Source organism: Streptomyces sp. SCPE 10 (genome assembly GCF_051980735.1).
Classification (GTDB): Bacteria; Actinomycetota; Actinomycetes; order Streptomycetales; family Streptomycetaceae; genus Streptomyces; species Streptomyces misionensis.
On record NZ_CP197069.1, the window covers coordinates 1,724,002 to 1,745,976 of the forward strand.

The window sequence follows — 21,975 nt, forward strand, 5'->3', positions numbered from 1 at the left end:
AGCTTTCCCCTACGGGAAGCGCCGCGAGGGGCGGACGGCTCCGTACCCCCATCGTCGTACGGTGTCGTCCGCCCCTCGGGTGGCGGTCCGGGCCCGTCAGGTCACCCGGCCGCCTGGCTCTGGGCGCGGTCGCCGGTGACCGGGGCCCACTTGTCGACCAGGCCGGGGTTCTCGCGCAGCCAGGCGCGGACGGCGTCCTGCTCCTTGCCCTTGCCCGCCTGCTGGATCCGCGCCTCCAGGCCGGTGAGCTGCTTCTCGGTCATGGAGAAGTCCTTCAGCCAGCGCTCGACCTGCGGGTTGTCCTCGGCGAATCCCTTGCGGGACAGGGTGTGGACCCCGTCGCCCTTGCCCCAGGCGCCCTTGGGGTCCTTGAGCTTCTTCAGGTCGTAGCTGCTGTAGGCCCAGTGCGGGGACCACAGGGTGACCAGGACCGGCTCCTTCTTGGCGTAGGCGCGCTTGAGCTCGGCGAGCATGGCCGGGGTGGAGCCGTCGATCACCTGGTAGGTGCCGTTGAGCCCGTACTCCTTGAGGACCTTGCTCTTGAGCAGGCTCATCTCGCCGGCGCTCGGCTCGATGCCGACGATCTTCCCGCCGAACTCGGAGGCGTGCGCCTTGAGGTCCGCGAGGGAGTCGACGTCCTTCACGTAGGAGGGGACGGTCAGCTCCAGGGACGTGGGCCCGTACCAGCTGCCGAGGTCGTCCAGCTGCTTGCCGTACTTCTTCCAGTACTCGGCGTGGGTGGTGGGCAGCCAGGAGTCGGTCTCGAAGTCGATCTGCCCGGTGGCGAGTCCGGTGTAGAGGGGGCCGGCCGCGTACTGGGTGGTGGTCACCTTGAAGCCGCGCTCCTGGAGGATCTCCTTCCACAGGAAGGTGGAGGCGATGCCCTCGTCCCAGGGGATGTAGCCGATCTTGACCTCCTTGCCCTTGCCGATGTCGGTGCCGGAGGCCTCGGAGCTGCCGCCGGCGGAGCCGAAGACGCCGAGTCCGCCGGCGACGAGCGCGAGGACGACGACACCGGCGACCGCGACGGCCGGGTGCGGGCGGTAGGACCAGGCGCGGCGGGGCGCCTTGGCGGCGGCCCGGCGGCCCAGCGGGGACAGCTGGGTGCCGAGGGCGCCGGTGATGCGGTCCAGGTAGATGGCGAGGACGACGATGCCGACGCCCGCCTCGAAGCCGTAGCCGATGTCGAGCTGGCCGATGGCCTCGTTGACGGCGCCGCCGAGGCCGCCGGTGCCGACCATGCCGGCGATGACGACCATGGACAGGCCCAGCATGATGACCTGGTTGACGCCGGCCATGATGGTCGGCAGGGCGAGCGGCAACTGGACGCGCCACAGGATGTTGCGCGGGGTGGTGCCGAACGCCTCGGCGGCCTCGACCAGTTCGGCGTCGACCTGGCGGATGCCGAGTTCGGTCATGCGGACGCCGGGGGCGAGCGCGAAGATCAGGGTGGCGACGACGCCGGCCGCGGTGCCCAGCCCGAAGAAGAGCATGGCCGGGATCAGCAGGACCATCGACGGCATCGTCTGGAGCAGGTCCAGGACGGGCCGTACGGCGGCGCCGACCGCCTTGGAGCGGGCCGCCCAGATGCCCAGCGGGATCGAGATCACCAGGGCGATCACGGTGGCCACGAGGACCAGGGCGAGCGTGGACATCGCCTGGTCCCACAGCTGGAGCGAGTCCACCAGGGCGAAGCCGGCGAACGCGAGGACACCGGCGCTCAGGCCGCGCAGCCACCAGGCGATGACGGCGAGGATGCCGGCCATCAGCAGCGGCGCGGGGGCGGCGAGCACCGCGTCGATGCCGTCGTACATGCCCTCCATGACAGCCTTGACGGCGTCGAAGAGCCAGGAGAGGTGGTCGACCAGCCAGTTCACACCGGAGTCGACCCAGTCGCCGAGGGGGAGCCTAGGCATGGGCGGTCACCTTCTTCCCGTCCTTGCCGTGGCCGTCGCAGGCGGCCGGTTCGCCCCGTTCGTCGCCGAGGAAGCCCACCAGGCGCTGCCGGGGCACGACCCCGACGAGGGAGCGGCCGGCGTCCAGCACGGCGACCGGGTGGCTCACCCGGGCGCTGATCGCGCACAGTTCGGTGAACGGCGTCTCGGGTGTCGCCGTCTCGCAGTCGCAGTCCGCCTCGTCGCCGCGCACCTCGGTGTCCATCACGGCCGCCGCGGTGAGCACCCGGGAGCGGTCGACGTCCTGGATGAAGGAGGCCACGTAGTCGTTGGCCGGGCGCAGCAGGATGTCCTCGGCGGTGCCGGTCTGCACGATGCGGCCGTCGCGCATGACGGCGATGCGGTCGCCCAGGCGCATGGCCTCGTTGAGGTCGTGGGTGATGAAGACGATGGTCTTCTTCAGGGTCTTCTGGAGCTGGAGCAGCTGGTCCTGCATGTCGCGGCGGATCAGCGGGTCCAGGGCGCTGAACGACTCGTCCATGAGCAGCAGGTCGGCGTCGGTGGCGAGGGCGCGGGCGAGGCCGACGCGCTGCTGCATGCCGCCGGACAGCTCGTCGGGCCAGGACTTCTCCCAGCCGGCCAGGCCGCACAGGGCGAGCGCCTCGTCGGCGCGGCGCTCGCGCTCGGCGCGGGGCACGCCCTGCACTTCCAGGCCGTAGGCGGCGTTGTCGCGGACGCTGCGGTGCGGGAACAGCGCGAAGTGCTGGAAGACCATGCTGATCTTCCGGGAGCGCAGCTCGCGCAGTCCGCGGTCGCTCAGCGCGGTCAGTTCCTCGCCGTCGAAGCGCACGCTGCCGGCGGTCGGCTCCAGCAGACCGTTGAGCATCCGCAGCAAGGTGGACTTGCCGGAGCCCGACAGCCCCATGACGACGAAGATCTCACCTGCCTCGACACGGAAGGAGGCGTCGATCACGGCGGCCGTGGTGCCGTCGGCGCGCAGCTCCTCCCGGTCGGCGCCCCTGCGCAGGCGCTCCACTGCGTCGTCCGGTCGTCTGCCGAACACCTTGAACAGGTGTTCCGCCTCAAGCCTGGCTTGCACGCGTACCTCTTGTCTCGGGAACAGGGACAGCGGAGCGGCGGGCCCTCCGACCGTCGAAAACCAGCCGACAGTTGAAATGAGCAACCACTCGCTCCATGGCGGCGCTGCTTCCCAGGTCAAACAGAGGCAAACTCACAAGTGGCCGGGCTCACCGCGTTGCGCATCACGCAACGCGTTCCAGGGCGAAAGGTGGGCGAAGGTGACTGTCGGTGGCGTGCGGCATGATGCGAGCGTGACCGGACGACTGATGCTGCTCGACACCGCCTCGCTCTACTTCCGCGCCTACTTCGGCGTCCCCGACTCCGTGAAGGCACCGGACGGCACCCCGGTGAACGCGGTGCGCGGACTGCTGGACTTCATCGACCGGCTTGTCAGGGACCACCGGCCGGAGCACCTGGTGGCCTGCATGGACGCCGACTGGCGGCCGCGGTGGCGGGTCGAGCTGATCCCCACCTACAAGGCGCACCGGGTCGCCGCGGAGCACACCGGCGCGCCGGACGCGGAGGAGGTCCCGGACACCCTCGCCCCGCAGGTGCCCGTCATCGAGTCCGTGCTGGACGCCGTCGGCATCGCCCGGGTCGGCGTCCCCGACTACGAGGCGGACGACGTGATCGGCACGTTCACCGAGCGCGCCACCGGACCGGTCGACATCGTCACCGGCGACCGCGACCTGTACCAGCTGGTGGACGACGCCCGCGGGGTGCGGGTGCTGTACCCGGTCAAGGGCGTGGGCACCCTCCGGATCACCGACGAATCGGTGCTGCGCGAGAAGTACGGAGTGGACGGACGGGGGTACGCGGATCTGGCGCTGCTGCGCGGCGACCCGAGCGACGGCCTGCCGGGCGTGGCCGGGATCGGCGAGAAGACGGCCGCCAAGCTGCTGGCCGAGTTCGGCGACCTGGCCGGGATCATGGCCGCGGTGGACGACCCCAGGGCCCGGCTCACGCCGTCGCAGCGGCGTCGGCTCACCGAGGCCCGGCCGTACGTCGCGGTGGCGCCGAAGGTGGTGCGGGTGGCCGGTGACGTGCCGCTGCCCGAGGTGGACACCGCGCTGCCGCGCGTCCCGCGCGATCCGGCGGGCCTGGCGGAGCTGGCGGCCCGGTGGGGTCTGGGCGGCTCGCTGCAACGGCTGCTGGACACGCTGGGCGGGTGAGCCGGGGCCCGCGGGATCGGCAATATTCCAGCAAAGGGCGGCCGTTGAACAACGAAGGAAGATCCGGGCCGAAGGAGGAAATGTTAGCTTAGGTATACCTAACCAATTTGCAGGAGGCCGTGATGGCAGAGCGTCCGGAACGAAAGCCGCGCAAGGTCCACACCGCCCGGGTGGTACGCACCGAGCGGCTCACCCCGCACATGCAGCGCGTGGTGCTGGGCGGCGAGGGTCTTGCCGGGTTCGCGGCGGACACCTGCACCGACCACTACGTGAAGCTGCTGTTCGGCCCGGCCGGAGTGGTCTACCCGGAGCCCTTCGACCTGGAGCGGATCCGGGCCGAGTTCCCGCGCGAGCAGTGGCCGGTGACCCGGACCTACACCGTGCGCGCCTGGGACCCGGGACACCGCGAGCTGACCCTGGACTTCGTGATCCACGGCGACGAGGGCCTGGCCGGCCCCTGGGCGCTGCGCGCACGCCCCGGTGACACCCTGCGCTTCATGGGCCCCGGCGGCGCCTACGCGCCCGACACGGACGCCGACTGGCATCTGCTCGCCGGTGACGAGAGCGCACTGCCCGCGATCGCCCGCGCCCTGGAGACCCTGCCCGCCGGGACCCTGGCACACGCCTTCGTGGAGGTGTCCGGGCCCGAGGAGGAACAGAAGATCGACTCCCCGGCCCAGATCGTCTGGCTGCACCGCGGGGACCGCCCGGTCGGCGCGGCCCTGCTGGAGGCCGTACGGGAACTGGAGTTCCCCGAGGGCCGGCTGCACGCGTTCGTGCACGGCGAGGCCGGCTTCGTGAAGGAGCTGCGCCGGATGCTGCGGGTGGAGCGGCAGATCCCGCGCCAGGACCTGTCGATCTCCGGCTACTGGCGGCTCGGCCACAACGAGGACGGCTGGCAGGCCTCCAAGCGGGAGTGGAACGCCCGGATCGAGGCCGAGCAGGAGGACGGCGGCGCGGCGGCGGCCTGAGCGCGCCACCGCCCGGGCGACCGGCCGCCGGCACGCGCGGCGCGGTCACTCGGCGGGGAGCGCGTCCAGGAGCGTCCGCGCCGTCCGCAGTTCCTTGCCGTCGGCCTCGTCGCCGAGGGCGAGGGCCTCCAGCAGGCGGGTGCGGGCCTCCTCCGCCTCCCCCAGCTCGATCAGGGCCTGCCCCAGGGACACCAGCGCGTACCCCTCTCCGTTGGTCAGACCGATGCGGTGGGACTCGGCCACGGCGTCGCGGTAGTGGTCGGCGGCCTCCCGCCACCGGCCCAGGGCCGCGTAGTCGAGACCGATCGCGTAGATCGTGTTGGCGCGGATGACGTCGGCGATGAACTCGCTCACCGGGCAGTCCGGCGCGTCCAGGAAGGCGATGACGCGCCGGTCCTGGTGCAGGGCCTCCTCGGCACGGCCGGCCGAGCGCAGGGAGACCGCGTGGCTCGCCACGGCGTTCAGCCAGACCTCGGGATCGCCGCCACCCTCCGCCAGGTGGATGGCGGCCAGGGACTTCTCGGCGGCCTCCCGGGCCTCGCCGAGCTTGCGGTGCGCGTTCGCCGCGTGCGCCAGTGCCGAGGCCTGCTGGGTGACGTCCTCGGCGCGGCGGGCGCAGTCCAGCGCCTCCCCGGCCCGTTCGATCGCCTCGCGGTGGCGGTGCTCGCAGGTGTTCAGGGCCCAGGCGTGGCAGTTGAGGTGGAAGGCCCGCAGGTACGGGTCGTCCAGCGCGGCGGCGGCCTCGCTCGACAGGCGGAACACCTCGGGCCAGTGCCCCCAGAAGAGCCACAGGTCGCAGAACCACTCCATGGCGCCGACGGTCTCCACGACCCGGCGGTGCTCGCCCCTGCGGGCGGCGGCGCGCAGCGCGGCGAGCCAGGCCGGGGCCTCGTCCTGGAGCCAGGCGCGGGCCTGCTCGGCACTCTCCAGCGGGACCAGGCCCCGCCAGGAGGACGGCGGTGCCCCGTACCCGGGTTTGTACCAGCGGCCGGCGACCACGGCCGTCTCCAGCAGCCAGGTGCGCAGCCGGTCCTCGGCCGCCGCCCGCTCACCGGGCTCCTCCCGGCCCGTCAACCGCGCACGGGCGAACAGCCGCAGCAGATCGTGGAGTTGGTAGCGGCCGGTGAAAGCGGTCTGGAGCAGCCCGGCCTCGACCAGTTCCTCCATGACGTCCTCGGCCTCGAAGACGCCGGTGGCGGTCAGGGCGGCGCCGTAGGCCGCGGTCATGTCCGCCGCCGGGACCAGGCTCAGCAGCCGCAGCATCCGAGCGGCCTCCCCGGTCAGCTGCCGGTACGACAGCTCGAACGCCGCCTCCACCCGCACGTCCCCGGCGGCGAGCGCGCCCAGGCGGCGTTCCTCGTCGGCCAGTCGCCGGACCAGGTGCGCCACGCTCCACGCCGACCGCACCGTCAGCCAGTTCCCGGCCACCCGCAGCGCCAGCGGCAGCTGCCCGCACAGCTCCGCCACCTGTCCCACGGCGTCGATCTCCGCGTCCGCCCGCCGCTCGCCCAGGATCCGCCGCAGCAGCTCCACCGCCTCGGCCCGCGCCATCTCGGACAGCGCCAGCCGGTCGACGTTCTCCAGACCGCTCAGCGGCCGCCGGCTGGTGACCAGCACCAGGCTCCGCCCGCGGGCGGGCAGCAGCGGACGCACCTGCCCCTCGTCCCGGGCGTTGTCCAGCACCACCAGACACCGGCGCTCGGCCAGCAGGGCCCGCAGCAGCCCCGCGCGCCCGGCCGCGTCCTCCTGCGTCAGCCTGCGGTCCGACACCCCCAGTGCCTTCAGCAGCTTCAGCAGCGCCTCGCTCGTGTCCATGGGGCCCGCCACGCCGTGCAGGTCCACCACGAAACAGCCACCGGGGAACTCGTGTGCCAGGTCCGCTGCCGCTTTGAGGGCCAGCGTCGTCTTCCCGCACCCCGGCGGGCCCGAGATGACCGACACCGACGTGCCCTCGCCGGTGCCCGCCCGTGCCGCGGCGTCCCGCAGCCGCGCCAGCTCGCCGTCGCGTCCGGTGAAGTCCCCCACCGTCCGCGGCGGCACGGCTGTCCCCGGGCCCGCCACCGGGCGGGTCGCACGCGCCGTCCGTGCCGCCCGCGCGGCCGCCAGCAGAGCCTCCCGCTCCGCCGCGCCGAGCCCCAGCCCCTCCGCCAGCGCCGTCGCGGTACGCCGCTGCGGGACCCGGCTGCGACCCCGCTCCATGTCACCGATCGCCCGGACGCTCACCCCCGACGCCTCGGCCAACTCCTCGATGGTCAGACGGCGTCGCTGCCGCTGACCGCGCAGGACGACTCCGAACGACTCCCCGGACACCGGCCACTCCTTCGCTCTCCCCTGCCGGAGACTACGAGGGGCGGGAACCCGTCCACGAGCACGTCCAGCCCATGGAACGACGGTAACAACCCCGGCGCCCGGACCGGGCGGCGGAGCGTGGGCGGACCGGCGCCCGCCCGGCCGCCTCGCCGGGCTTCGCGGGATCGGCGCGTCCGGGTCCCCCGGCGGGCGGTCAGTCCCCCCGCACCCGCGCGTGCAGATGCATGTCGTGCCAGCCGTCGGGGTGGAGGAAGGCGCTGCGCCGGGTGCCCTCGGGGGCGTAACCGGCCTTGCGGGCGACCCGGCAGGAGGCCTCGTTGGCGGTGGAGTGCATCAGCTCCAGCCGGTGGAAACCGATCTCCTCGAACGCCCAGCGGGTCAGGGCCGTGACCGCCCGCGCGGCCACGCCACGGCCACGGGCCCGCGCCACCGTCCAGTAGGCGATCTCGGCCGTCCCGTCGCCCAGTTCGATCTGCCGCAGCGCGACCCTGCCCAGCAGCGTGTCGCCGTCCGCCGCCGCGACCGCCCACTGCGGCTGCCTCTCGCCCTCCCACAGCTCCTGCCACTCGGTGATCCAGCCGGCGGCCTCCGCCTCGGACTCGCAGGACTTGCCGTGGAAGCGGTGCATCAGCGGATCCTGGAACGCCGCGTACACGGCGGGCGCGTCCTCGGCCCGCCAGGGGCGCAGGACGAGGCCGTCACCGCTCGCGATGGCGGGCTGGGGGGCACGGGCGAGAGCGCCGGCGGACAGCACGGGGCGGGTGAGAAAGGGCATGGCCCCATACTGCCGTCGTGCGACGCCCGTCACCCAGGGGTTTCGCCCCGTCCCCGCCTCGTACCCTTGACCGGGTGAGACGCCGTACGCCGCCCCCGCCCGCCCCGCTCCCCCAGCGCGACGGTGTGGACCCGGTGCGGGTGCGGCTGCCCGCGGACGGGGCGTGGCCCACCGTGCGGGAGCATCTGGTGGAGCGGCTCACGGGCGCGGCGCCCGGCATGGTGGAGGCGATGTTCCACGCCGGGGGGATCGTCGGCGCCGACGGGCGGGCGGTGCCGCCGGACGCGCCGTACCGGCCGGGGATGTTCGTGTGGTTCCACCGCGATCTGCCCGCCGAGACCCCGGTGCCGTTCCCGGTGACCGTGGTGCACCGGGACGCGCACATCGTCGTCGCCGACAAACCGCACTTCCTGGCCACCACCCCGCGCGGCAGCCATGTCGCCCAGACGGCCCTGGCCCGGCTCCGCCGCGAGCTGGGCATTCCGACGCTGACGGCCGCGCACCGGCTGGACCGGCTCACCGCCGGGCTGGTGCTGTTCACGGTGCGGCCCGAGGAACGCGGCGCGTACCAGACCCTGTTCCGGGACCGCCGGGTGCGCAAGGAGTACGAGGCCGTCGCCCCGTACGACGCCTCGCTCGCGCTGCCCCGGACGGTACGCAGCCGGATCGTGAAGGAGCGCGGGGCACTGGCCGCCCGGGAGGTCGAGGGCGAGCCCAATGCCGAGACCCGGGTGGAGCTGCTGGAGCGGCGGGACGGGCTCGGCCGCTACCGCCTGCTGCCGCGCACCGGCCAGACCCACCAGCTGCGGGTGCATCTGAACGCGCTCGGGGTGCCCATCCTCGGCGACCCGCTCTACCCGGTGGTGACCGACCCGGCGCCGGCCGGCGACTTCCGGCGCCCGCTGCAACTGCTCGCGCGCCGGCTGGAGTTCACCGATCCGGTCACCGGCGTGGAGCACGCCTTCACCAGCGGGCGCACCCTGGCGGCCTGGTCCGGCACCGGCTGGGCGTGACCGGCCGGCTCACTCGCCGCGCCACCAGCGCAGCAGCCGCTGCCAGGGCCCCTTCGGCGGCGGCACGGGGGCCGGTGTCACCGGCCGGGCGGGCGGCACGGCGGCGGGCAGTGCCGCGCTCGGCCCGGGGCGCGGGGCGGGCGGCATGAGGTCGGCGGGCAGGCTGGGGCGGTAGGCCCTGGGCGGCAGGTCGGCGTCCGCTTGCGGCTTGGGTTCGAAGCGCACCGGCAGCGCCACCAGGTGCCGGGAGGCGATCGAGGACCGCCAGCGCAAGTCGTGTTCCGCGCAGTCCAGTTGGACGTCGGGCAGCCGGGTGAGCAGGGCGTCGACGCCGACGTCGGCGATGGCCCGCCCGATGTCCTGTCCCGGGCACTCGTGCGGGCCGCCGCCGAAGGCGAGGTGCGAGCGGTTGCCCTGCATGCTCGCGGACAGGTCGGGCCGCACCCGCGGGTCGATGTTGCCCGGCGCGGGCGCGAACAGCAGTCCGTCGCCCTTGCTGATGCGCTGACCGCCCAGCTCGGTGTCCTGCTTGGCGAAGTAGCCGAAGACGGTGCTGAACGGCGGCTCGTCCCACAGCGACTGTTCGATCGCCTCCGGCACGGTCATCTGCCCGCCGCTCAGCCGGGCGCGGAACCCGGGCTCGGTCAGGACCATGCGCAGCGCGTTGGCGAGCAGGTTGGCGGTGGCCTCGTAGGACGCGAACAGCACGAGCCGCAGGTGTTCGCGGACCTCGTCGTCGCCGAGCCCGGCCCCGTGGGTGACGAGATGGCTGGTGAAGTCGTCCTCGGGCCGGGCACGCCGGCGCTTGGTGAGCCGGTTCAGCGCGTCCATGACGTAGGCGTGGCTCTGGTTGGCGGTCTCGGTGCCCTTCAGGGCGTCCCGCGCGGCCTGCACCATCCGGTCGTTGTACTCCTCGGGCATGCCGAGGATGTCGCACAGCACCGCCATCGGCAGGTGTTCGGCGAACTGGGCGACCAGATCGGCCCGGCCCCGCTCGCAGAAGCCGTTGACCAGGCGCTGGGTGTGGCCGCCGATGTGCCGGCGGACGCTGCGGTGGTCGATGGTGCCCATGGCGGAGGTGACCGCGTGGCGCAGCCGCAGGTGCTCGTCGCCCTCGACGTGGGAGCAGATGGGCTGCCAGGCGATGTGCGGCATCAGCGGGTGGTCGGGCTTGACCCGGCCGTCCAGCAGCGGCGCCCAGATCCGGCTGTCGCGGGTGTACTGCGAGGGGCTGCGCACCACCTGGAGGTTCTCGGCGTGCCCGAGCACCACCCACATCGGCACGTCGTCGTGGAGCAGTACGGGGGCGACCGGGCCGTACTGCTCGCGCAGCCGCTCGTAGAGGTCGTCCAGGTCCTCGGCGCCGGGGCCGTAGAGCCGGTGCGCCCCGCCGGGGCCGGGGCGGTGCGCGGGGCAGCCGGGGGGCGGACCGGGGAGGGTGTCGGGTGTGCCGGGGGGCAACTGGGGTTCAGACGTCACGGTGTTCGCTCCGGAACGGGGAAAGGGGCGGGTCGGACGAGGGCGCCGGAGAGGGCGAGCGAGTGCAGGAAGCGCATCAGGGTGAGCAGCACGTCCTTGCTGGAGGCCCGGCGGCGCACATCGCACTCGACGATCGGGATCTCGGGGGTGAGGTCGAGCGCGGCGCGCAGCTCCTCGATGGGGTGACGGGGGGCGTCCGGGAAGGAGTTGACGGCGACGACGAAGGGCACGCCGCGTTCCTCCAGCCGGCCCATGACGTCGAAGCTGACCTCCAGGCGCCGGGTGTCGACGAGGACGACCGCGCCGAGCGCGCCCTCGAACAGGCCGTTCCACAGGAACCAGAAGCGCTCCTGGCCGGGGGTGCCGAACAGGTAGAGCACGAGTTTGTCGGTGATGCCGATCCGGCCGAAGTCCATGGCGACGGTGGTGGCCGTCTTGGTCTCCGAGCCGTAGTCGTCGTCGACCCCGATGCCGGCCTGCGTCATGGTCTCCTCGGTGGTCAGCGGCCTGATCTCGCTGACGGAACCGACCATGGTGGTCTTGCCGACGCCGAAACCGCCCACGATGACGATCTTCACCGCGGTCTGGGTGGTGTGCGGCAGCTGGTCCTCGGTGCGCGGGCCGGGGATCGTGTCAGAGCTTTTGAAGTCCATGCATCACCGCTTCGAGGAGGGAACGATCGGGGGCCGCCCGGCGGACGACCGGGGCACGCGCCTGCACCAGTTCGGCCGTGATCATCTCCGTGATCAGTACCGTCATCGCGCTGAACGGCAGGGAGAGATAGGCCGACAGCTCGGCCAGCGACAGCGGGGCCGCGCACAGGTCGAGCACCGCCGTGTGCTCGGGGGACGCGCCGGGCGGGGAGGTGCGGCGGGCGACGATCAGGGTCACCAGGTCGAGTTCGGCGCGGCCGCCGTCCGCGGTCCCGGTGACGGCGTAGAGCCGTTCGGGGTTCCTGGGCGGGGGCTGGCCGTCGGGGGTGCCGTGCGGGAGCGGGTCGTCCGGGGTCTCGGCCGGCGGCGGAGGTAACGGGGCGGGTGGGGGCGGCGGGCCCGGCCTGCGCCGGGTGCGTCGTGGAGGGGTCATACGGTCTGCCCGTCCCGCCGGGGCGGACTGGTGAGGTGGGCGCCGATCCGGACGACGAGGTCGCGCATCATGCCGCTCATCCGGCCCGGTTCGCAGGTGACGTCGGCGAGCACGGCGAGGTAGGCGTTGGCGCCGGCGTTCATCAGGTAGAAGTAGCCGCCCTCGATCTCCACGACGACGACCTTCATGTCGCCGGCGCCGGGGATCTCCTGGATGATGGCGCCGGCCAGGCTCTGCAGGCCCGCGCAGGCGGCGGCGACCCGGTCGGCGGCGTCGGGTTCGCCGCCGTAGCGGGCGATGCGCAGGCCGTCGGAGGAGAGCACCACGATCATCTGGATGCCGGGTACTCCGTCGTTGAGCTGCTTGAGCATCCAGTCGAAGTTGCCTCGCTGCTGGATCACCGGGTGGTCTCCTCGTCGTCGGCCTCGGTGGGGGCGGCCGCGTCATCGATCAGGTGCAGGTACTTGGTCGGGTGGAGCGTGAAGTCGGTCAGCTCGGGCGCGGTGGCGTCCTCGGGCATGCCCTTGCGCAGTCCGTCGAAGAAGTCGTCGATCCACATGCCCGGCGGTCGTTCGATCAGCTTCCTGCGCTCGGGGTCCGGCTCCGGCTCGGGCTCGGGCTCCTGCCTGGTCTGCGACCAGATGGTGGGCCGGCCCTCGCGCTCGGCCTGCTCGATGGCCGCCTCCTCGGCCCAGCGCCGGCTCAGCGGGACCTTGACCCGGCTGCGGCGCTGCGGCAGGCCGCCCGCGGTCCACTCGGTGACCTCGGGGACGTCGTCCTCCATGGAGATCCCGGCGGGGATCCTGGGGCTGGTGGGGCGGCGCTTCTTGGGGCGGCGCCTGGGGCCCTCGACGGCGCCGAGTTCGGGCATCGGGATGCCGGTCGCGCCGATGCCGTGGGCGACGCCGACGCCGGGCTCGGTGGTGGTCATCACGCGCGGCACGATGAGGATCGCGCGCAGCCCGCCGTAGGCGGAGGTGCGCAGCGAGACCTCCATGTCGAACTGCTTGCAGAGCCGGCCGACGACGGCGAGGCCGAGGCGCGGGTTGTCGCCGAGGTTGTGCGCGTCGTCGCCGTTCTTGGCGTCCTCGATCATCTTCTCGATGCGGATCCGGGACTCCTCGTTGAGGCTGACCCCGGCGTCCTCGATCTCGATGACGATGCCGGTCTGCACCTCGACGGCGGTGACGTGCACCTTGGTGGTGGGCGGCGAGTAGCGGGTGGCGTTGTCGAACAGCTCGGCGGCGGCGTGGATGACCGGCTCGACGGCGGTGCCCTTGATGTTGATGTTGCAGATGGACGCCAGGTGGATGCGGTGGTAGTCCAGGATCCTGGACATGGCGCCGCGCAGGGTGCTGTAGAGGGAGACCGGCAGCGGCCACTGGCGGCCGGGGCGGCCGCCGCCGAGGACGCCGATGGTGTCGGCGAGCCGGCCGATCAGCGAGCTGCCGTGGTCCAGGCGCAGCAGGTCGTCGAAGACCTCCGGGTTACGGCCGTGGTCCTCCTCCATCTCCCGCAGTTCCACGGCCTGTTGGTGCACGATGGCCTGCACGCGGCGGGCGATGCTGACGAAGGAGCGCTCGGTGGCGATCCTCATGGTGATCTCGTGGTCGGCGCCGCGCAGCGCGACGCGCACCATCTCCCGGTAGGCGTCGGGCAGGACGCGCAGCTCGGGGTCGGCGTCGTAGACGTTCGTGAGCACGTCGCGGAGCAGCTCGCCGCGGGTCAGCCGGGCGAACGCCCAGGGCAGGACGTCGGTGGCGAAGCGGTGGACCAGGACGTCGTGGTCGGCGAGCCGCTCCTCCAGGTGCGCGGTGTCGCGGGCGTGCGCGGCCTGTTCCGCGCGCAGCAGGCGGCCGCGCCGGGCGGCCTCGGCCGCCGTGACGAGCACCAGCAGCAGGGCCAGGGCGGCGCACAGGCCGACGGCGGCCCGGGCCTCGTCGGGCACCAGGGCGACGGCGCCCGCGCCTGCCGCGGCCATCACTATGGCCGGTGGCAACAGGACCCGGGCGTACGGACGTTCACGGCGACCGGGCGGCTTCTGAACACTCACCATGGATGCCTTCTGGGACGGTTCGGCTGGGGACGGATCGACTGGGGACGGATCGGCCGGGGACGGATCGGCCGGGTGTCGGGAGAGATGTCGGGGGGAAGATTCATGGCGCAGACGGGATCTTCTCCGTAAAGGGGAACAGGCGCGCGAATTACCTCAACTCGGTGCGCCGCGGGCGAGCCTAGTCCGACCGGCTCAACGCCCGTGTCATATTCGGCGACCGCCTGACACCACCCTCGTACCAGGAGTACGCTCGGCCCCATTTGTACGTTCAGCACATGTTCGAACACGTTCGGTCATGACGTACGGGCATACGAAAACCGGCCCACCCCGAGGGATGAGCCGGTCTTCGTGTCGTCCGGCGAGGTGCCGGTCAGCCCACCGACGAGTAGGCCACCACGCCCCGCAGCAGCTGGTCGACGGCCTTCCGCGCGGCCTTGGCCACGGTCGAGCCGTCCGCGGGGGCCGCCGCGGAGATCTGCCCCAGCACATCGATGACCTGCTTGCACCAGCGCACGAAGTCGCCCGCCGGCATCTCCGCCTCGCGCAGCACCTCGTCCAGGCCCTTGCCCGACGCCCACATGTAAGCGGCCCAGGCGAAGCCCAGGTCCGGCTCACGCTGGCCGACGCCCTCGGTCTGGTTGATCCGGAACTCCTCCTCCAGACCGTCCAGCCGGCCCCAGATCCGCACCATCTCCCCCAGCGCGGCCTTCGCCTTGCCGGAGGGCAGCTTGGGCGCCAGCGCGTCGTCGCCGACCCGGGCCTCGTAGACCAGCGCCGAGACGCAGGCGGCCAGTTCGGCGGGCGCCAGCCCCTCCCAGACGCCCTCGCGCAGGCACTCGCTGGCCAGCAGGTCCAGCTCGCCGTACAGCCGCGCGAGGCGCCGGCCGTGCTCGGTGACCTCGCTGCCGCGCAGGTAGTCCAGCTCGGTCAGCAGGGCGACGATCCGGTCGAAGGTCCGCGCGATGGTGTTCGTGCGGCCCTCGATCCGGCGCTCCAGCTGCGAGGTGTCCCGCAGCAGCCGGTGGTAGCGCTCGGCCCAGCGGGCGTGGTCCTCCCGCTCGTTGCAGCCGTGGCAGGGGTGGGCGCGGATCGCGGTGCGCAGCCGGGCGATCTCCCGGTCGTCGGCGGCCTGCGAGCGCTTTTTGCGGGCCCGCTCCGGGGGGATGTGCCCGGCCTTGGTGCGCAGCGCGGAGGCGAGGTCCCGGCGCGACTGCGGCGAGCGCGGGTTGAAGGACTTGGGGATCCGCATCCGGTCCAGCGGCTCGACCGGCACCGGGAAGTCCATCGACGCCAGCCGCTTGACCTGCCGTTCGGCGGTCAGCACCAGCGGGCGCGGCCCGTCCTGGTGGTCGAACCCGCGGTGCCCGTTGGAGCGGCCGGCCGGCAGCCCCGGGTCCAGCACCAGCGCGAGGCCCGCGTACTTGCCCGTCGGCACGTGGATGACGTCGCCCGGGCGCAGCTTCTCCAGGGCGACGGCGGCCTCGGCGCGGCGCTGGTGGGCGCCCTGCCGGGCCAGCTCGGTCTCCCGGTCCTTCAGCTCCCGGCGCAGCCGCGCGTACTCCTCGAAGTCGCCGAGGTGGCAGGTCATGGAGGCCTTGTAGCCGGCCAGTCCCTCCTCGTTGCGCTGCACCTGCCGGGAGATCCCGACCACCGAACGGTCCGCCTGGAACTGCGCGAACGACGTCTCCAGCAGTTCCCGGGAGCGGTGCCGGCCGAACTGCTCGACCAGGTTGACCGCCATGTTGTACGACGGCCGGAAGCTGGAACGCAGCGGGTAGGTACGGGTGCCCGCGAGCCCGGCCAGGTGCTCGGGGCTCATGGCGCGCTGCCACAGCACGACGGCGTGGCCCTCGACGTCGATGCCCCGGCGGCCGGCCCGCCCGGTCAGCTGGGTGTACTCGCCCGGGGTGATGTCGGCGTGCTGCTCGCCGTTCCACTTGACGAGTTTCTCCAGGACCACCGAGCGGGCGGGCATGTTGATGCCGAGCGCGAGGGTCTCGGTCGCGAACACGGCCTTGACCAGGCCGCGCACGAACAGTTCCTCCACGACCTCCTTGAAGGTCGGCAGCATGCCCGCGTGGTGGGCGGCGATGCCCCGCTCCAGGCCCTCCAGCCACTCGTAGTAGCCGAGGACGTGCAGGTCCTCGGGGGCGATGTGGGCGGTGCGCTCCTCGACCAGGGCGCGGACCTGTTCCCGCGCCTCCTCGTCGTTGAGCCGCAGGCCCGCGTACAGGCACTGCTGGACGGCGGCCTCGCAGCCGGCGCGGCTGAAGATGAAGGTGATCGCGGGCAGCAGGCCCTCGGCGTCCAGCCGCTCGATGACCTCGGGGCGGCCCGGCGTCCACACCCGCGAGCGCTGCCGACGCTCACGCTCCCGGTCGGCCTCCCGCATGGCCCGGCCCCGGCGCCGGTCCTGGTACGAGGGCCGGGTCGCCTCCATCCGGGCGAGGCGCACCAGATCGGGGTTGACGGCCTTCTTGTGGCCCTCGCCCTCCTCGAACAGGTCGTATATCCGGCGTCCGGCGAGCACGTGCTGGAACAGCGGCACGGGCCGGTGCTCGGAGACGATCACCTCGGTGTCGCCGCGGACGGTGTCCAGCCAGTCGCCGAACTCCTCCGCGTTGGACACGGTCGCCGACAGGGACACCAGGGTCACCGAGGCGGGCAGATGGATGATCACCTCCTCCCAGACGGCGCCGCGGAAGCGGTCGGAGAGGTAGTGCACCTCGTCCATGACCACGTACCCGAGGCCCAGGAGCGTCTGCGAGCCCGCGTACAGCATGTTCCGGAGCACCTCGGTGGTCATCACGACCACCGGGGCGTCGGAGTTGACGCTGTTGTCGCCGGTGAGCAGGCCCACCTTGTCGGCTCCGTAGCGGCGGCTCAGATCGGCGTACTTCTGGTTCGACAGCGCCTTGATGGGCGTGGTGTAGAAGCACTTCTTGCCCTGGAGCAGGGCGAGGTGGACGGCGAACTCGCCCACGATCGTCTTGCCCGAGCCGGTGGGGGCGGCCACCAGTACGCCCTTGCCGGCTTCGAGTGCCTGGCAGGCCTCGATCTGGAAGGGGTCGAGGCCGAAGTCGTACATCTCGCGGAAGGACGCGAGCGCGGTGGCCTGCTCGGCTGCCCGCCTGCGGGCTGCCGCGTACCGCTCGGCCGGTGAGAGGTCCTCTGTCATCGTGCTTTCGAGCGTACCGGGCCCCACCGACAACAGGACGATCATTATCCGGAACGTGCGCTGATCAGCACACCCGATCGGCATCGGCGCGCACACCGGCCGGCCACCGGGCCCGGACGGACGACTGCCCCCGTCCCGGGAGGTCTCCCGGGACGGGGGCAGTGCGCCTCGCCTCCGTGTGTGGGTCAGGTCACGTCGTCGTAACCGTTGACCCGGTCGGAGCCCGGCGGCTCGGGAGCGCCGCTCGCGCTCACGGACTCCACCTCGCCGATCTCCTCGGGCGTCAGGTCCAGCACCGAGGCCTCGTCGTCCGACAGTCCGTCGTCCGCGCGGCGGGCCCGGCGCCGGTCGTTGAACAGCGAGAAGGCGACCGCGATGAAGAACAGGGCCCAGATCGGCGCCGCCAGCGCCAGCATCGACATCGGGTCGGCACCGGGCGTGGCCACCGCCGCGAAGGCGGCGATGCCGACGACCATGGCGCGCCACCAGCCGAGCATCCGCCGCCCCGTCAGGATGCCCGTCAGGTTCAGCATGACCAGCAGCAACGGCATCTCGAAGGCGAGGCCGAAGACCACCACCATGCGGGTGACCAGGTCGAGCAGCTTGTCCAGCGACAGCAGGTTCTCCACCCCGCTGGGGGTGAGGTCGATCATCACCCGCGCCGTGATGGGCAGCACGTGGTAGGCGAGGAAGCCGCCACCGAGGAACAGCGGCACGCCGAACCCGACGAACGCGTACGCGTACTTCTTCTCGTGCCGGTGCAGGCCCGGCGCGACGAACGCCCACAGCTGGTAGAGCCAGATCGGGGACGCCAGCACGACACCCGCGGTCAGCGAGGCCTTCAGTGCCAGCGTGAACGGCCCCAGCAGATCACCGATCGTGATGTGCGCGCAGTGGGTGTTGTCGTTCGCCTTCGCCAGCTCGCCGAAGGACTGGTGACATCCCACCGAGCGCAGCAACGGCGCGGTGATCAAGTCGATGATGTCCTTGTAGAAGAAGGCGGACACGATCGTGACGACGACGATCGCCAGGACAGCCTTCGTGAGCCGGTTGCGCAGCTCACGCAAGTGATCCGCGAGTGGCATGCGCCCCTCGGGATCCCTCTCCTTCTTGCGGGCGGACTTGGGCAACCCACATCCTCATCTCGTGCAGCGGACCGGGGCCCCGGTCCTCGCGTCAGCGCTGGGCGGAGTCGGTCGGCTCGTTGACCGGGCGGGAGCTGGTCACGTCGCCGGGCGCGGCCTGGATGGTGCGCTGCGCGGGGGTCGGCTCCTCGGCGGACGACTGGGCGGTGGTGGCCGACTGCTTGTTGCCGCCGTCGTCCTTCATCGCCTTGGCCTCGCTCTTCAGGATGCGCGCGGACTTGCCGAGGGAGCGGGCCATGTCCGGAAGCTTCTTGGAACCGAACACGAGGACGATGACCAGAACCAGGAGCACCAGGTGCCACGGCTCAAGTGCGTTGCGGAACATAAGTCTTCACCTTCTCACTGAGGCGGGGCGATGGGGCTTGTCCGACTGATCGGACAGTTGTCCGACCATCGTGCCGGCAGCGATCGTATCGCCCGGGGGTTAACGTCGGACACTCCCCGTGCGTACTCCCACTCTGCGGACCGCGCCTCGATCTCCGGGCCGCGACCAGCAGCGTACCTGGCCGAAGCGGGAAGGTGACAGGGCGAAGTGACCCAAAGCGCATCACAAGAAGACATCACAGGGCGTCCGCGGCCCGGGCCGCGCTCATCGCCGACCGTTCCAGGTCCTCGGCGGCCCGGTTGATGCGCCGCGCGGAGTCCGACACCTGCCGCCCGAGGCGCCGCGCCTCCACGAACACCCGGACGGCGAGCACTCCCAGGACGGCGAGGCCCAGGAATCCCAGGGCTACCGCGAACATCGGCCAGAACATGGGGTCGAGCCTAGACCGTCCGGCGGCCCGGAGCGCAGCCGGCTACACCGTGGAGTGGAGCCGCAGCGTCCGCACTCCGCCGCCGGTGAGCAGTTCGACGATGCGCTCCCCGGCCGGCTTGCGGACCGCGGCACCGCACTCGGGGCAGGTGAAGGAGTAGAAGGTGGTGCGGTGGCTCGCCCCGATGGCGAGGCGCAGCGCGCTCGCGGCCAGCTCGAACCGGCCCCGGCAGTCCGGGCAGCCCGCCCGGAACACCACGGGGCTCACTCTCCGCATCCCCGCGAAGGCGGTGGCCACCGTCATCTCGCTCGCATCGGACACCGCGGACTCGCTCACAGCCACCACTCCTTCTCCACCGGTCGTCGTCCCGGTCGTGCCGCCGGCCGGTCCGCCGGTCACTCCGCCGCTCACCGTGCCCGCCGCCCGATCGCCCGGCCGCCCCGGGACCCGCGCCGCTCCCCGGCTAACGGGCGGGCGGGACCCGTCGCCCGGCGCCTCACCGCCGGCCCTCGACGACGTCTCCCGCCGCGTCCGGCGTGCCGTCGTACGCCGCCAGCGCCTCGCGGGCCGCGCGGCGGGCGGCGTCGGCCAGCTCGGGCGGGGAGACGATCCGGCCGTCGCCGCCCAGCCGCAGCGCGAGCCGGCGCAGGGAGGCCGGCTCGGGGGTGCGCAGTGTGATCCGCAGCCCGCCGTCGGGCAGCTCCTCGGCGCTGTCGTGCGGGTAGTACTCGGCGACCCAGCGGCCGCCCGGGCCGACCTCGACCACCACCTCGGGGTCCTCGGCGGCCGGCTGGACCAGTCCCTCGGAGAGGTCCCGCAGCTCCACCTCGGGCGGGGCCGCGGGCTCGTCCAGGACGCGGATCTCGGCGACCCGGTCGAGCCGGAAGGTGCGCCGGGCCTCCGAGCGGCGGCACCAGGCCTCCACATAGGTGTGGCCGACGCTGACCAGCCGGATCGGGTCGATCTCGCGCTCGGTGACCTCGTCACGGGCCGGCGAGTAGTAGCGGATCCACAGCCGGCGGCGCTCGGAGATGGCCCGGTCGACGTCCGCGAAGACACCGCCCTCGGACTCGAAGGTCACCGACAGCCGGGAGCTGGCGCCCGCGGCCTCGCCCGCCGCCGTCTCCACCTTGGCGGTGGCGCGCAGCAGGGCCTGCCGGTCGCCCTCCCGCAGCCCGGGCAGCGTGGCGACCGCGCGGGCCGCCACCAGCAGGGCGGTGGCCTCGTCGGCTGCCAGCCGCAGCGGCTCGGCGGCGTCCTCGCCGAGCGCGGCCGGGTTGTGCCACCAGATGCGCTCGCCGTCGGTGTCGATGTCCAGGAGATCGCCGCCGCGGAAACTGGTGCCGCACATGGGCAGCAGATCCAGGTCGGCGACCAGCTCGTCCTCCGTGATCCCGAAGGCCCGGGCCACATCGGCGATCCGGGCACCGGGGCGCTCGCGCAGATACGTCACCAAGGAGAGCATCCGCCGGGTCTGGTCGATGGCGTTCACGGCCCTGGCCGGTTTGCCTGCCACAGTCCTGCCCCCTCAGCCCTTGGCCACGGCACGCAGCCGGTCCATCACATCGGCCCGCAGCTCGGCGGGCTCCACGACCACCACGTCCGGGCCGAACTCCACCAGCCAGGCGTCCAGGCCGTGCCCGTAGGGGATCTCCAGCTCGTCCCAGCCGTCGCCCAGCTCCCGCACCTTGACGGCCCTCGCCCGCAGCGGGTAGCCGGCGCCGGAGCGCAGCCGGATCAGCGCCGAGCGGTCGGCGGTCTCGCCGGCCCAGCCCGCCACCGTCTCGCGCACGGTGACCACATCGGGCACGGGCGCGGTGAAGCCCGTACCGCGCGAGCGCACTTTGCCGGTGATCCGGGACAGCCTGAAGACCCGCTCGGCGCCCCGGCCTCGGTCGAAACCGGCCAGGTACCAGTGGCCGCGCCAGCACTCCAGCGCCCACGGCTCGACATGCCGGGGCTCGGGGCGGGCGGCGGTCGCCTTGCGGTAGTCGAACACCACCGGCCGGCGGTCGCGGCAGGCCAGCATCAGTGGCTCGAACGCGGCCTCGTGCACCGGGATGCGCGGCTCCAGCGCGCCGTGCGCCTCGTACGGGTCGACCTCCTCGGGTAGCCCGGCGGCCCGCAGCTTCTGCAGGGCACCGCTGGCGGCACCGGCGAGCCGGGCCTGCTGCCACACCTTGGCGGCCAGCCCCAGGGCGGCGGCTTCCTCGGCGTCCAGGGTGATGGGCGGCAGCCGGTTGCTGTCCCGGCGGGCGAGATAGCCGACCTCGCCGTCGATGTTCTCGACGGTCTCGATCACCAGGCCCAGCTCGCGCAGATCGTCCTTGTCGCGCTCGAACATCCGGTTGAAGGAGTCGTCGCTGCTCACCCCGGCCCGGTCCGGGCGCGCGGCCTCGACGTATGCCTCGATGGAATCGCGCAGCTCACGCTTGCTGAGCGGACGCCGTGCACCGAGCAGACACAGCGCGAGGTTCATCAGCCGCTCGGCCTTGGCAATGGCCATCGACGCCCTTCGCCTTCCCTGTTGTACTTCCGGTCGTTGACCGTACCGCTCCCGGGCGCGGTGGCAAAAGCCGAGGGCCCATGCCCGGACAGGCATGGGCCCCAGACGGTCGGATCCGGTCGGACCCGGCCGATGACTCGGGGTGGCTCAGACGGCGAGCAGGTCCACCACGAAGATCAGCGTCTCGCCCGGCTTGATCGCCGGGGTCGGGCTCTGGTCGCCGTAGGCGAGGTGGGCCGGAATGGTCAGCTGGCGGCGGCCGCCGACCTTCATGCCCTGCACGCCCCGGTCCCAGCCCGCGATGACCCGGCCGGCGCCCAGCGGGAAGCGGAACGGGGTACCGCGGTTCCAGCTGGCGTCGAACTCCTCGCCGGTGCTGAAGGCGACACCGACGTAGTGCACGGTGACGGTCTGGCCCGCCTTCGCGACCTCTCCGTCGCCCTCCCAGATGTCCTTGATCTCAAGGTCCGCCGGGGCCTGGCCCTCGGGGAAGTCGATCTCGGGCTTCTCGATGTTCACGTCAAAAGCTCCTGCGTAGGTACGTCACGAAACCC

20 protein-coding genes are annotated in these 21,975 nt (G+C 72.6%); 3 read left to right on the plus strand and 17 right to left on the minus strand.

The genetic code is table 11. The features are described from left to right. Positions 1 to 101 precede the first annotated feature (101 nt). Together ACSP97_RS08115 and ACSP97_RS08120 are read right to left on the minus strand one after the other, a co-directional pair. The gene (locus tag ACSP97_RS08115) at positions 102 to 1,916 is read right to left on the minus strand and encodes an ABC transporter permease/substrate binding protein (RefSeq protein WP_358298582.1); all 1,815 of its coding nucleotides are present in this window, start codon (positions 1,914 to 1,916) and stop codon (positions 102 to 104) included. After that, positions 1,909 to 2,994, minus strand: a complete 1,086-nt coding sequence (locus ACSP97_RS08120) for a quaternary amine ABC transporter ATP-binding protein (RefSeq protein ID WP_355154297.1) — start codon at positions 2,992 to 2,994, stop codon at positions 1,909 to 1,911. The genes ACSP97_RS08115 and ACSP97_RS08120 overlap by 8 nt, the downstream gene beginning before the upstream one ends. A 232-nt stretch (positions 2,995 to 3,226) precedes the next feature. Here ACSP97_RS08120 and ACSP97_RS08125 point away from each other — a divergent pair, with 232 nt between their 5' ends. Together ACSP97_RS08125 and ACSP97_RS08130 are read left to right on the plus strand one after the other, a co-directional pair. Then, the gene (locus tag ACSP97_RS08125; RefSeq protein ID WP_440556933.1) at positions 3,227 to 4,147 is read left to right on the plus strand and encodes a 5'-3' exonuclease; all 921 of its coding nucleotides are present in this window, start codon (positions 3,227 to 3,229) and stop codon (positions 4,145 to 4,147) included. A 122-nt stretch (positions 4,148 to 4,269) separates the two neighbouring features. Then, positions 4,270 to 5,118 (plus strand): siderophore-interacting protein, encoded by an 849-nt coding sequence (locus ACSP97_RS08130; protein WP_358298578.1) that lies wholly within the window; start codon positions 4,270 to 4,272, stop codon positions 5,116 to 5,118. 45 nt (positions 5,119 to 5,163) lie between these two features. Here ACSP97_RS08130 and ACSP97_RS08135 read toward each other — a convergent pair whose 3' ends face one another. Both ACSP97_RS08135 and ACSP97_RS08140 read right to left on the minus strand, forming a co-directional pair. After that, positions 5,164 to 7,428, minus strand: a complete 2,265-nt coding sequence (locus ACSP97_RS08135) for an NB-ARC domain-containing protein (protein ID WP_440556934.1) — start codon at positions 7,426 to 7,428, stop codon at positions 5,164 to 5,166. 193 nt (positions 7,429 to 7,621) lie between these two features. After that, positions 7,622 to 8,203, minus strand: coding sequence for a GNAT family N-acetyltransferase (locus ACSP97_RS08140; RefSeq protein WP_355154291.1), 582 nt, complete (start codon positions 8,201 to 8,203; stop codon positions 7,622 to 7,624). 74 nt (positions 8,204 to 8,277) lie between these two features. On the opposite strand from ACSP97_RS08140, the gene ACSP97_RS08145 reads away from it, so the two are divergent. After that, positions 8,278 to 9,216 carry an RluA family pseudouridine synthase gene (locus ACSP97_RS08145; RefSeq protein ID WP_355328290.1) on the plus strand — a complete coding sequence of 313 codons (939 nt, stop codon included), beginning with the start codon at positions 8,278 to 8,280 and terminating at the stop codon, positions 9,214 to 9,216. A gap of 9 nt (positions 9,217 to 9,225) precedes the next feature. On the opposite strand, the gene ACSP97_RS08150 is transcribed toward ACSP97_RS08145, so the two are convergent. From ACSP97_RS08150 to ACSP97_RS08210, 13 genes are all read right to left on the minus strand, one after another. After that, the gene (locus tag ACSP97_RS08150; protein ID WP_440556936.1) at positions 9,226 to 10,695 is read right to left on the minus strand and encodes a cytochrome P450; all 1,470 of its coding nucleotides are present in this window, start codon (positions 10,693 to 10,695) and stop codon (positions 9,226 to 9,228) included. Next, on the minus strand, positions 10,692 to 11,348 hold the full coding sequence (locus ACSP97_RS08155; RefSeq protein ID WP_355154285.1) for a GTP-binding protein: 657 nt from the start codon (positions 11,346 to 11,348) through the stop codon (positions 10,692 to 10,694). Before ACSP97_RS08155 ends, ACSP97_RS08150 begins: the two co-directional genes overlap by 4 nt. After that, positions 11,329 to 11,781: a DUF742 domain-containing protein gene (locus ACSP97_RS08160; protein ID WP_358274813.1), complete on the minus strand. Its 453-nt coding sequence runs from the start codon at positions 11,779 to 11,781 to the stop codon at positions 11,329 to 11,331. Before ACSP97_RS08160 ends, ACSP97_RS08155 begins: the two co-directional genes overlap by 20 nt. Further along, positions 11,778 to 12,182 (minus strand): roadblock/LC7 domain-containing protein, encoded by a 405-nt coding sequence (locus ACSP97_RS08165; protein WP_070030235.1) that lies wholly within the window; start codon positions 12,180 to 12,182, stop codon positions 11,778 to 11,780. Before ACSP97_RS08165 ends, ACSP97_RS08160 begins: the two co-directional genes overlap by 4 nt. Next, complete coding sequence (locus ACSP97_RS08170) at positions 12,179 to 13,837, minus strand: ATP-binding protein (protein WP_440556939.1); 1,659 nt, start codon at positions 13,835 to 13,837, stop codon at positions 12,179 to 12,181. Before ACSP97_RS08170 ends, ACSP97_RS08165 begins: the two co-directional genes overlap by 4 nt. A gap of 370 nt (positions 13,838 to 14,207) precedes the next feature. Beyond that, entirely contained in the window at positions 14,208 to 17,060 is a 2,853-nt protein-coding gene (locus ACSP97_RS08175) for a DEAD/DEAH box helicase (protein WP_355525286.1), read from the minus strand. Positions 17,061 to 17,200: 140 nt separating this feature from the next. Beyond that, positions 17,201 to 18,145, minus strand: coding sequence for a twin-arginine translocase subunit TatC (tatC, locus tag ACSP97_RS08180; RefSeq protein ID WP_355154280.1), 945 nt, complete (start codon positions 18,143 to 18,145; stop codon positions 17,201 to 17,203). A gap of 46 nt (positions 18,146 to 18,191) precedes the next feature. Beyond that, the gene (gene tatA, locus ACSP97_RS08185; protein WP_355154278.1) at positions 18,192 to 18,485 is read right to left on the minus strand and encodes a Sec-independent protein translocase subunit TatA; all 294 of its coding nucleotides are present in this window, start codon (positions 18,483 to 18,485) and stop codon (positions 18,192 to 18,194) included. 235 nt (positions 18,486 to 18,720) lie between these two features. Next, positions 18,721 to 18,915, minus strand: a complete 195-nt coding sequence (locus ACSP97_RS08190; RefSeq protein WP_355154276.1) for a hypothetical protein — start codon at positions 18,913 to 18,915, stop codon at positions 18,721 to 18,723. A gap of 42 nt (positions 18,916 to 18,957) precedes the next feature. Then, complete coding sequence (locus ACSP97_RS08195; RefSeq protein ID WP_180333442.1) at positions 18,958 to 19,218, minus strand: hypothetical protein; 261 nt, start codon at positions 19,216 to 19,218, stop codon at positions 18,958 to 18,960. A gap of 193 nt (positions 19,219 to 19,411) precedes the next feature. Next, entirely contained in the window at positions 19,412 to 20,431 is a 1,020-nt protein-coding gene (locus tag ACSP97_RS08200) for a helix-turn-helix transcriptional regulator (protein ID WP_355154275.1), read from the minus strand. Between the two features lie 12 nt (positions 20,432 to 20,443). Beyond that, positions 20,444 to 21,421 (minus strand): helix-turn-helix transcriptional regulator, encoded by a 978-nt coding sequence (locus ACSP97_RS08205; protein ID WP_388293987.1) that lies wholly within the window; start codon positions 21,419 to 21,421, stop codon positions 20,444 to 20,446. 147 nt (positions 21,422 to 21,568) lie between these two features. Then, complete coding sequence (locus tag ACSP97_RS08210) at positions 21,569 to 21,940, minus strand: FKBP-type peptidyl-prolyl cis-trans isomerase (protein WP_355154271.1); 372 nt, start codon at positions 21,938 to 21,940, stop codon at positions 21,569 to 21,571. Positions 21,941 to 21,975 lie beyond the last annotated feature (35 nt).